Genomic DNA, 10,327 nt, shown 5'->3' on the forward strand with positions numbered 1-10,327 from the left:
CCTCAATTTAAATCATCTGTTTAGCTTTTGAACGAGAGATACGGGTATCGCCCACTAACCAGTCAAAGAAAAGAATAATCGCCATCATCACCACAATCAGTAATGAACCATAAGCAATAGCAATACCATATTCACCATCTTCAACACGATTTAGGATATACGCTGTTGCCACACGGGTATCGGCGGTAACCAAGAATACGATTGCACTTACTGTTGTCATTGCACGAACGAAACTAGTAATTAATGCTGACAATAAAGCGGGTTTTAATAAAGGTAAGGTGACATATAGTAATGTCTTCCAAGAACTACCTTTTAAAGAAAGTGATGCTTCATCTAAAGATTTGTCTAATTGCCCTAAACCGGCGATTGCTGCACGCATACCGATAGGGAGATCACGCATTACCATAGAGATAATGATAATAATGCCCGTACCTGTAATGTAGAACGGTGCATCATTGAATGCGAGAATATAGGAAACCCCAGCAACAGTACCTGGAACAGCAAAGCAGAGCATTGTTAAGAACTCTAGTGTTTTTTTACCAGCAAAATCTTTTCGTACAACGATATATGCAATTAATAAACCAAAGAGTGCTGTAACAGGAGCAGCAATACCGGCATAAATAATGGTATTGATTAATGATGGCCAAGCACCATCGCTGAAACCTTGTCCGAATAGAGAGGCGTAATTCTCTAAGGTTAAGGTGTAATCAACACCCCAGTTCACAGTGAAGCTACCGTAGAAAATACTACCGTAAAGCGTTGCGTTAAAGATAACCCAAATTGCTAATAGGGCAATAATGGCATTTTTTAGACCAGCAGGTAAATCTTGAACATCACCACGATAAGATTTACCTGATACGGTGACGTAAGAACGGTTACCAATCCAAATATATTGGATAATAAAAATACCTAAAGAGAAAAGTAAAAGAATCGTACCCAAGGTACTTGCTGAAGCATAATTTAATTGTGAACCAGCAATATAGAAATAGATTTGGGTAGCAATCACGTCAAAGCTTCCGCCAAGTACTAATGGATTACTAAAGTCAGCCAAAGATTGAATAAATACTAATAAGAACGCATTTGCTAAAGCTGGTTTTAGTAATGGGAAAATTACTTGAAAGAAGGTTTGATAGCGGTTGGCTCTTAATGTATAAGATGCTTCTTCAATAGAGGGATGAACGGATTTTAATGATCCTTCCAAAATCATAAAAGCTAATGGGGTAAACGCAAGAATTTGTGCGATAGCAATCCCATTAAAACCATAAAGCCAGTTGGTATTAGTAAAACCAAAATGTTCTACTAAAAATTCAGTTAAATAGCCAGAACGACCAAGCATTAAGGTTACCCCTAAACCGACGACAAACGGTGGTGTAACAATAGGAAGAATAGAGAAAATCTTACCAATAAAGGCGGTACGTCTAGCAATTCTTGTGGTGTAAAGTGCAAAGGCTAAACCGAATACAGTAGAGATAAAACCAACAAAAGCAGACAACCACACTGAGTTTGCAATAACTCGAATAATATAAGATTGTCCAACAATATCAATGATTTGTGCTGGCTTAAATTGATCGCCATCATAGAACATAGATACAAAGATAGCGAGTGTTGGATAAACAATAAAGAAGAAAATAAGCAAAATAATGCTGAGTAAAGAAGCAATGATAAATTTATCACTTTGCATAATTTTTAATGCAGCAAGGGCATTGGTGGCTAAAGCAGTCAAGGTAATTACCATGACAATAATAGAGTAGCCTAAACTAAGATGATAAATATTGGCTGAAAAGAACGTAAATAAGCCAATTAAGCAAATAACAGCTAATTCTGTTTTAGCTTCTATTTCAGTTGATAAGCCTAAACGTGGCAAAAGCCAAAAAATAATCAAAGAGCCAAACCAAAACCAGCTAAGGTTAAATGAGTGCCAACCCATTGCAGCAAGAAATTCATCTGCTGTTGATTCTAAAAGACCATAATCTAACGCAAAGGTTGGCAATACAATAAAAGCAATTAGGCTAAGTAAAATCCAGGTTGTGGTGGTATTTATTGAAAATTTTGTTGAGTTCATACAACCTCTCAAAATAGAAATAGGGAATATAGAGATTCCCTATTAAGTTAGGAAAATAAGTAAATGGGTAAAAATAGCTATGATAAGAAAAATTCATAGCTATTTTATTGATTTACCTTTTATTTATTCAATTTAACGTCATTGACCCATTTATCAATTAGACGTTTTCTTTCATCACTAGAACCATATTTTTCAAAATCATAATTGATTAGATTAAGTTTGGTTGGATCGAAAGCATTTGGTGATTGTTCAGCAGTAGTATTGGTTAAGGTTTGTAAAGATTGACCTTTCTTCCATGCCAACTCTTGACCTTCTTTAGATAATACCCAGTCAACAAAGAGTTTTGCATTATCTAAGTTTCTTGCACCTTTCAAGATACTTACACCACCAAGTTCATAACCAGTACCTTCGCAAGGCACGATAAGCGCTAATGGTGCACCTTTTTCTTTTTCTAAGGCATAATCGTGTAAGAATCCGATACCAATAGTTGCTTCTCCACGTGCAGCATTACGAGATGGTGTAATACCTGATTTAGTATATTGAGAAATGTTTTTATCTAAAGATTTGAAATAATCAAAGGCTTTTGGTTCGCCCAATAATTGAACGAAAGTTGCGATAGCAGTATAAGCGGTACCAGAACTTTGTGGGTCAGCGATTTGAATTTCTCCTTTAAGACGAGGATCTAATAAATCGCTCCAACATTTAGGTACTTCTTTAATACCAAGTTTTGCTAAGCGTTCAGTATTTACGCCAAAACCTAAAATACCCATATAGATAGCAGATGATAAATTACCTTTAATTTTGCCTGGGTCACGGAATTTTTCTACGATTTGAGAAAGATTTGGTGATTGATAAGGTTGTAATAACCCTAATTCGCCAGCTTGAGATTGAGGATCAAATGTACCACCATACCAAACATCAGCTTGTGGGTTATTTTTTTCTGCTTCTACTTTTGCAAAAGTACTACCAGAACCGTTACGAATGAAAGAGGTTTTTACATCATATTTTTTAGAAAACGCTTGAGTTTCTGTTTCACATAATTCATTAGTCGCACTACAGTAAACAACAAGACGACCAGCTGCTTGAGCGGTTGAAGCTAATAACACAGCACTCACTGCAACTGCAGAAAGTTTTAATGAAGTAGATAAACGCATAATCATTACTCCTTAATGTAGGTAAAAATACCGATGGATTATAAAAAAACTCTCTGCAAATAAATGTGAATAGATTCACAAAAATAAAAAATAAATGGATGAAATGAATAGATTAGCTAAAAAAATAACCAAAAAAACGTTATATTTTTTCTTTTCCGAAGGTAATTTAGAGTGTAACGAAAATCCATATATAAAAACAATTATAACGATAAAGAAAGATGATTAATGTTAAATTAGTTTCTTATTATATAATAACGCACGTTATTAATTTGCTTATTATATAGGAGAGAATTATGGCAAAGTTTCGTTATTTTACTCAACCGTTCTCAATTAAAAATCTTACATTACGCAATCGTATTGTTATGCCACCAATGTGCCAATATAGTGCAGTAGATGGCGTACCTAGTGATTGGCATTTAGTACATTATGCATCACGAGCGGTTGGTGGTGTAGGATTAATTATTGTTGAGATGACAAATGTTGCGCCAAATGGACGTATTACACCTAATTGTTTAGGCTTGTGGAATGTCAACAACGCGATGCCTTTAAACGTATTGTGGATGTAGTACATTCATATGGTGCAAAAATCGGAATTCAAATAGGTCATGCTGGACGTAAAGCACAAGATTGTGATGATGTAGTTGCACCATCTGCAATTCATTATGGTGATTTAGATTATCCTGGACAAAATTTAAAAACACCAAGAGAACTTACAAAAGAAGAAATTCAACAAGTTATTCAGGCTTTCCAAGATTCTGTAAAAAGAGCAGTGGAAGCTGGTTTTGATTTAATTGAATTACATGGTGCACATGGCTATTTAATTCATCAGTTTTATTCACCAAAATCAAATCAACGCCAAGATGAATACGGAAAAGACAGAATGTTATTTGGTGAACAAGTGATTAAAGCAGCAAAAGCGGTTATGCCGGCAGAAATGCCATTAGTCATTCGTATTTCAGCACAAGAATATTCTGCGAATGGCTTTGATAGTGATTATGGAGTTGAAGTGGCTAAACGATTCGCTGCTGCTGGTGTGGATATGATTCATGTAAGTGGTGGCGGTAATGGTGCATTGGTTGAAGGAAAACACCCACCATTTGCAGCAGGATATCAAGTCTATTTAGCGCGTAAAGTGAAAGATGCTACTGGCTTACCAGTTATCGCAGTGGGGATGTTAGATAATCCAGGATTAGCTGATTTTGTGATTGGTAATGGTGATGCGGATCTTGTTGCCGTAGGACGTGGTTTATTGCGTGATCCTTATTGGGTGTTAAATGCACAATATGAGCAAAATGCAAGTGATAGTACACCAATTAATGATATTCCTCGTCAATATCAACGTGGTTTTGCATAGTTATGAATCTAGGTCGGATACATTTGTATCCGACATTTTTTCACCAAAGTATTTTTGAACATAGACAGAAGTAACAAAAGTAAAAGAGAGATTTATATGAATAGATGCTATGGTGAAGCATAATTGAGATGAAGGTATTGTATATTTTGAGATGAGATTATGCTGGTGATTTGAGTTTTTTCCACTTACGATAGACATACACAATTAAAATATATAGACAACAGAATATTAGGCTAGTAAAGAACCAAAAATCTTGTTTATCTGATTTGCCATCATGAATGATGATAGTAGGTTGATTGACCAGATAAGTGATTTCCATACCTTTTCCCTCTCTTAAGATTTTTGCTTGCCAATCAGCTAAGAATGTGTGTTTTGTAATAAATACTTCTCCATTTGCCTGATAGATCAAATCAGCATAGTAACAATTTAATCTTTTCCATTTTCCACATTTCTCAACTTCAACTTTATTGGTATAAGCTAAGGTTTTTGTACTTGGTTCAATATAGAAACGTAAATAATTTGAGCCAGTGAATATGGCACCAAATATAGCTATGATAAGCCCCAATAGCACTATTATGACTTTATAACATTTCATAGGTATTAAAGTAGCTTAGTGATGATAAAAAAATGAGCCATTTAAAATAGCTCATTTTTCTTTTCTTATTTTAATTAAAGCACCATCGCAGCAATCCAACCAAAGATTAACAATGGAATATTATAGTGAATAAAGGTTGGTACCACAGAATCCCAAATATGATCGTGTTTCCCGTCCATATTTAAACCAGAAGTTGGACCTAAGGTTGAATCTGAAGCGGGAGAACCTGCGTCACCTAGTGCTGCGGATACACCAATAATTGAAGCAGTAGCTAAAGGCGAGAAACCAAAACTAATACAAATTGGCACATAAATAGAAGTAATAATTGGCACAGTTGAGAAAGAAGAACCAATGCCCATAGTGATAAATAACCCAATTAAGAGCATTAAAAAGACCGCTAAACCTTTATTATCTGGTCCAATAGTATTGCTAAAGGATTGAACAAGTTCAGTTACTCCACCTGTTTCGTTAATCACTTTGGCAAAGCCAGAAGCAGCAATCATTACAAAACCAATCATCGCCATTAAACGTAAGCCTTGTTGGAAAACATCATTGCTTTCTTTTAGTTTGAAAATCCCGCCTGCTGCAAAGATGATTAAACCGACTAAACCACCAACAATAGTTGATTCGGTGAAAAGTTGTAACGTAAAAGCAGCAATAATTGCAAAAACACTGATCCAAACGTGGAATGGCTTAATATTAGCAATACGTTGTTGTAAATCTTCAGATGTTGGTTCGTTAGTATGAACAATATATTCTCTTGGTTTACGATAACTAATAAATACTGCGGTTAATAAACCAATCACCATCCCAATAACAGGGATTAACATCGCTAATGAAACTTGAGCGGTAGAAGTTTGTAGCCCAAATTGTGCACCTGCTTCATTAATATTTTTTACTAATACGTTTTCAATAAAGATTTTTCCGAAACCGACAGGTAATAACATATAAGTTGCAGTTAAACCAAAAGTCAGTACGCAAGCTACGGCACGGCGGTCAATTTTAAGTTTATTGAGAATGCTAAGGAGTGGTGGTACGACAATAGGAATAAAAGCGATATGTACAGGAAGTAAGTTTTGTGAAGAAATCGCAAAAGCTAATAGAATCGCTAATAGAAAATATTTAAACCAAAAGAGGGTACGATTACTTGGCGTATGTCCTAAACGCATAATAACTTTATACGCAAGTAAATCAGTTACGCCAGATTTAGAAATTGCGATAGCAAATGCTCCCAATACGGCATAATTCATCGCGACAGAAGCGCCACCGCCTAAACCATCAGTGAAAACTGCGACAGTTTTATTGAGATCTAATCCACCAACTAATCCAGCAGTTAATGCCGAAATAATTAGCGCAATAACGACGTTGATGCGCATTAAACTCAGCGCAAGCAACACGAGAATTGAGATAACAACTTCGTTGCCAAATAACATAATGTTGTGTTCCTTAATGTTGTAATGAAAGAGTGGAAATCATCTATAAAAATTAAGAATTTGTCGAGCAATTTTTATCGTCTATTGCCAAGGGTGGAAACAGATTTGCTTGTTTTAGTTTATTGACCATTAAGCAGAATAATTCTGCGGTTTTTTTTGTATCGTATAACGCAGAATGTGCTTTGCTTGGTTCAAAGGGAATGCCGGCTGTATCGCAAGCGGTACGCAATACAGTTTGTCCAAACATAAATCCTGCTAATGTTGCAGTATCGAACGTAGCAAAAGGATGAAATGGATTGCGTTTAATTCCAGTACGATTGATTGCTGCCATCAAAAAGTTATAGTCAAACATCGCATTATGTGCAACTAAGATTGAACGTTTACATTCTGCGGCTTTTTGTCCACGACGTACCATTTGAAAAAATTCAGTTAGCGCAGTTAATTCATCAATGGCTTGACGTTCAGGATCGTGAGGATTGATACCATTAATCTTTAATGAATTAGGATCAATGTTGGCACCTTCAAAAAGTTGAATTTGAAAGTGACATTTTTCATCAGGCAATAAGATCCCCTGTTCGTCCATTTTCACAGTAACAGCTGCTAATTCTAACAAGCCATCTGTTTGATGATTTAAACCAGATGTTTCTACATCAATAATTACGGGAAAATAACCACGAAAACGGTGTTTAAGTAAATGGTAATTAATTACTTCAGTTTCTTGTTTAGTAGCTGGTTGGTTCACATTCAATCCCAAATGAAAGTTGTTCTAAAATAACTCACTCCTCAAAAAAGAGGAGTGAGCTGAAATATAAAAGAGTGTGTTATAAATGAAATTATTGACCTAAGCCATCTTTAGCACTTTTGTTTTCAATAAATTCAATTTTATAACCATCTGGATCTTCAATAAATGCAATAACAGTAGTACCACCTTTTACTGGACCTGGTTCACGGGTAACTTTTCCACCGGCAGCACGTACCGCATCACAGGTTGCATAAATATCATCTACACCGATAGCGATATGACCAAATGCACTACCTAAATCATATTCAGTTACACCCCAATTATAAGTGAGTTCAATTACAGCTGTTTTATCTTCATCATCATAACCAACAAAAGCGAGAGAATATTTGTACTCATGGTTTTCGCTACGGCGTAAAACACGCATTCCTAAAATTTCGGTATAGAATTTGATAGAACGTTCAAGATCACCAACACGTAACATAGTATGTAATAAACGCATATTTCCTCCAACGAAAAATGAAATTTAAAGAAAAAACCGATTGATTATGCCATAATACGTGACATAAATCACAAATTTTCTCAAGGTAATTTTATTATGTCAGATCATGATCAATCCAAAACAAAGGTAGCGGTGCTTTCATTATTGCCGATTGTTTTGCTTTTTGTTGCCGATTATTGGCTATTATTAGTAAAACCTTTTGGTGAATCGATCATTTCACATTTTGCTATTGCAGTATTAGTAGCACAGCTCATTTGCCAAGTGATATTTTTGCGCGGTGAAATTTGTAATGGACAGCGTAGTCGTTTAAGTCGTTGGAATCTTTATTTTCTTATATTTTGGTTAGGATGGTTATTAATAACTTGTTTTCAAATTAAGGTGTATTTACCAATTCGATTAGCTTATTGTTGTGGTGCAGGTTTAACTTTGACTACGTGGCAACAGCCAAAAGAAGAGCAATTAAGACGTGGTGTATTATGGCTTGGCGTAATTGTTGGCTGTATTGGATTATTACTAGCCGTCATTCCAGTATTTTTATTTCAAATGACGATCAGTCTAACTTTTAATCCATTATTACAAATGGTATTAGGGATTGGTTTAGCTTATTGGGGATTATTAGTTTCACGAAATCGCTTACATGGATTAATGGATTTATTACCTTATTTCGCATTAATTGGTCTAGTGGCGAGCAGTGTAATGGCTATGGTGAGCCTTGTGATTATGTATTTGGATCACCATACAATGGCTTGGGATCCTTTCCACCTCTCTTGTTATTTTATTGCTCATTTATTATTGCTTGCGATCTGGAGCTACCCAATCATTAAAAGAAAAAAAACTAATTATTGGTCATTGGTTTCTATTATTCTGTTAGCCGGCTTTTCACCTCTCTTACTCTTCTAAACTTTATCTTGATATGACTGATCCATCATTGTCGCAAGCCGCAAAATTTGAGAAACTGAACCACATAACTTGAGAAAAAAATTCTCGCATTATCTGAATTTAAACCTCATTTAAAAGCCATTTAAACAACCTATCTAATCTAAGATTTATAGACTAAATTATCTTCATATTTACCTGAATAGCTTGTCGATGTCTGCACAATTATGCGCTTGTAATCAATAAATGACTGCCAATTATCACCTTTTGTCGCAATTAACCAATCCACAAAGCGTACAAACTCGCTCTTTGTTGACGAAAAGAAAATGTAAGGCGGGCGCGTTAAGCGAATTAAATCTAAGAAATTAATTAAATCGAAGTAGCTATCTTGCTTATATGATTCTTGATGTGTACATAAATATGGCGGGTCAAGCACAAATATTGCCTTTTTATCCGCTGAAAATTTTGGCAGTAGTTCACTAAAACTCTCATTTACAACCTCAACCCCCTCTAAATAACCCTCCGCTTCATCATAGTCACTTTGTCGCACACAGTTATAAAAGCCGTGTCGATATAACTCTTTAACCGATTTAACCTGCTGTCCTGAAAATAGTAACCATGAGCATAAAATATGCGGGTCTTTGTAGCTATCAAATGACTCTATAGCATTAATTACTTTGTGGCGAGTGGCGATATCTAAGCGCTTTTGCCTCGGATAATTAACTAACAACTTACTTAATATTGCGCGCAAGCGATTAATGTCATCAATATGATTAAGTCGCTCAGCATAACCATCGAAATCATTATAGATAACTCGAGCTTTCTGCTTGAGTTGTTTAGCTGTATGACTTAATAGCCCACTGCCGCCAAACGCATCGACTACCGTCCAGTCCTCTCCATCATTAACAATAATGTCGTTTAAAACAGATTTAAATTGATTTAAAAACATACGCTTCTGCCCAATGAACGGCAGCGGCGCTTGTGTGAAATGTTTATTTGATTGAGTAGCCATAACATTTACCTCTGTTATGGCGTTCCGGCATTCTCGATGCTCCGACACTCAAGTTTGATTAATTTTTGTTACGATTAAATACATTTAACGTTTTACAACGAGTACATTTAATCTCTAAGTATTGATTATCTTTTGTGCGCGCTAGTAGCTTTTTACAGCACTTGCAACGAATTTCTTGTATTTCTTTTTGCATAGACTTTCTCACGTTTAGCGGTTTTGTTAAAATTCCGCCGTCTGGTCAGACAGGCGGTCTTGGGTCTATGCAGGTGCATCTGCTTAGGCTGTTGTTGTAGAGCTACATCTCTACAACATCGCCGCTTCTTCCAATAATTACCTACTAAATACTACATATTTGACCTCCTGAAAATTGTCGCCAGATGGCTTGGGCTAAAACGCCAACCTTCACAACCGTAGTTAATCGCCCTCGCACACCACTCACTACAAAAATATTTATCACGACGTTCTGGAATTAAAAAAATCAATCCTAAAGCGCCAAACCAGTCGTATTTGCGCCCTTTGGTAAGCTGATAAAAATAGACAATTTGTGATTCACTCACACCGCTAAGTAAAATTAAATCCCATTTTCCATCGTCTAGATTA

The 10,327-nt window shown here is 35.8% G+C and carries 9 protein-coding genes and 2 pseudogenes; 2 read left to right on the plus strand and 9 right to left on the minus strand.

What is annotated here, in order from left to right:
• Nucleotides 1–7: 7 nt before the first annotated feature.
• Complete coding sequence (locus PF272_RS04165; RefSeq protein WP_271141728.1) at nucleotides 8–2,062, minus strand: ABC transporter permease; 2,055 nt, start codon at nucleotides 2,060–2,062, stop codon at nucleotides 8–10.
• Nucleotides 2,063–2,181: 119 nt separating this feature from the next.
• Nucleotides 2,182–3,216, minus strand: coding sequence for an ABC transporter substrate-binding protein (locus tag PF272_RS04170; protein WP_271141729.1), 1,035 nt, complete (start codon nucleotides 3,214–3,216; stop codon nucleotides 2,182–2,184).
• A gap of 293 nt (nucleotides 3,217–3,509) precedes the next feature.
• On the opposite strand from PF272_RS04170, the pseudogene PF272_RS04175 reads away from it, so the two are divergent.
• Nucleotides 3,510–4,570 (plus strand): annotated as a pseudogene (locus tag PF272_RS04175) (NADH:flavin oxidoreductase/NADH oxidase).
• Nucleotides 4,571–4,727: 157 nt separating this feature from the next.
• Here PF272_RS04175 and PF272_RS04180 read toward each other — a convergent pair.
• From PF272_RS04180 to gloA, 4 genes are all read right to left on the minus strand, one after another.
• Nucleotides 4,728–5,165: a hypothetical protein gene (locus PF272_RS04180; protein WP_271141730.1), complete on the minus strand. Its 438-nt coding sequence runs from the start codon at nucleotides 5,163–5,165 to the stop codon at nucleotides 4,728–4,730.
• A 74-nt stretch (nucleotides 5,166–5,239) separates the two neighbouring features.
• Nucleotides 5,240–6,598 carry a Na+/H+ antiporter family protein gene (locus PF272_RS04185; protein ID WP_065237152.1) on the minus strand — a complete coding sequence of 453 codons (1,359 nt, stop codon included), beginning with the start codon at nucleotides 6,596–6,598 and terminating at the stop codon, nucleotides 5,240–5,242.
• A gap of 52 nt (nucleotides 6,599–6,650) precedes the next feature.
• A complete protein-coding gene (gene rnt / locus PF272_RS04190; RefSeq protein WP_271141731.1) occupies nucleotides 6,651–7,340 on the minus strand; it encodes a ribonuclease T in 690 nt (229 codons plus the stop codon).
• 91 nt (nucleotides 7,341–7,431) lie between these two features.
• A complete protein-coding gene (gene gloA, locus PF272_RS04195) occupies nucleotides 7,432–7,839 on the minus strand; it encodes a lactoylglutathione lyase (protein WP_271141732.1) in 408 nt (135 codons plus the stop codon).
• A 96-nt stretch (nucleotides 7,840–7,935) separates the two neighbouring features.
• Here gloA and PF272_RS04200 point away from each other — a divergent pair, with 96 nt between their 5' ends.
• Nucleotides 7,936–8,739, plus strand: a complete 804-nt coding sequence (locus PF272_RS04200; protein WP_271141733.1) for a hypothetical protein — start codon at nucleotides 7,936–7,938, stop codon at nucleotides 8,737–8,739.
• A 139-nt stretch (nucleotides 8,740–8,878) separates the two neighbouring features.
• Here the strand turns inward: PF272_RS04200 and PF272_RS04205 are convergent, their stop codons facing one another.
• The 3 genes and pseudogenes from PF272_RS04205 to PF272_RS04215 form a co-directional block, all read right to left on the minus strand.
• Nucleotides 8,879–9,727, minus strand: a complete 849-nt coding sequence (locus PF272_RS04205; RefSeq protein WP_271141734.1) for a DNA adenine methylase — start codon at nucleotides 9,725–9,727, stop codon at nucleotides 8,879–8,881.
• A 58-nt stretch (nucleotides 9,728–9,785) separates the two neighbouring features.
• Complete coding sequence (locus PF272_RS12965) at nucleotides 9,786–9,920, minus strand: Com family DNA-binding transcriptional regulator (protein WP_271141735.1); 135 nt, start codon at nucleotides 9,918–9,920, stop codon at nucleotides 9,786–9,788.
• Between the two features lie 151 nt (nucleotides 9,921–10,071).
• Nucleotides 10,072–10,327 (minus strand): annotated as a pseudogene (locus PF272_RS04215) (enoyl-CoA hydratase); the annotation flags it as partial.

This window comes from Gallibacterium faecale (genome assembly GCF_027920745.1).
GTDB lineage: Bacteria > Pseudomonadota > Gammaproteobacteria > Enterobacterales > Pasteurellaceae > Gallibacterium > Gallibacterium faecale.

What these genes read in the sequence shown, in the direction of transcription:
- PF272_RS04165 (WP_271141728.1), bottom strand. Translation starts at nt 2,062, where the DNA reads ATGAACTCAACAAAATTTTCAATAAATACCACCACAACCTGGATTTTA.
- PF272_RS04170 (WP_271141729.1), bottom strand. Translation starts at nt 3,216, where the DNA reads ATGCGTTTATCTACTTCATTAAAACTTTCTGCAGTTGCAGTGAGTGCT.
- PF272_RS04180 (WP_271141730.1), bottom strand. Translation starts at nt 5,165, where the DNA reads ATGAAATGTTATAAAGTCATAATAGTGCTATTGGGGCTTATCATAGCT.
- PF272_RS04185 (WP_065237152.1), bottom strand. Translation starts at nt 6,598, where the DNA reads ATGTTATTTGGCAACGAAGTTGTTATCTCAATTCTCGTGTTGCTTGCG.
- gloA (WP_271141732.1), bottom strand. Translation starts at nt 7,839, where the DNA reads ATGCGTTTATTACATACTATGTTACGTGTTGGTGATCTTGAACGTTCT.
- PF272_RS04200 (WP_271141733.1), top strand. Translation starts at nt 7,936, where the DNA reads ATGTCAGATCATGATCAATCCAAAACAAAGGTAGCGGTGCTTTCATTA.
- PF272_RS04205 (WP_271141734.1), bottom strand. Translation starts at nt 9,727, where the DNA reads ATGGCTACTCAATCAAATAAACATTTCACACAAGCGCCGCTGCCGTTC.
- PF272_RS12965 (WP_271141735.1), bottom strand. Translation starts at nt 9,920, where the DNA reads ATGCAAAAAGAAATACAAGAAATTCGTTGCAAGTGCTGTAAAAAGCTA.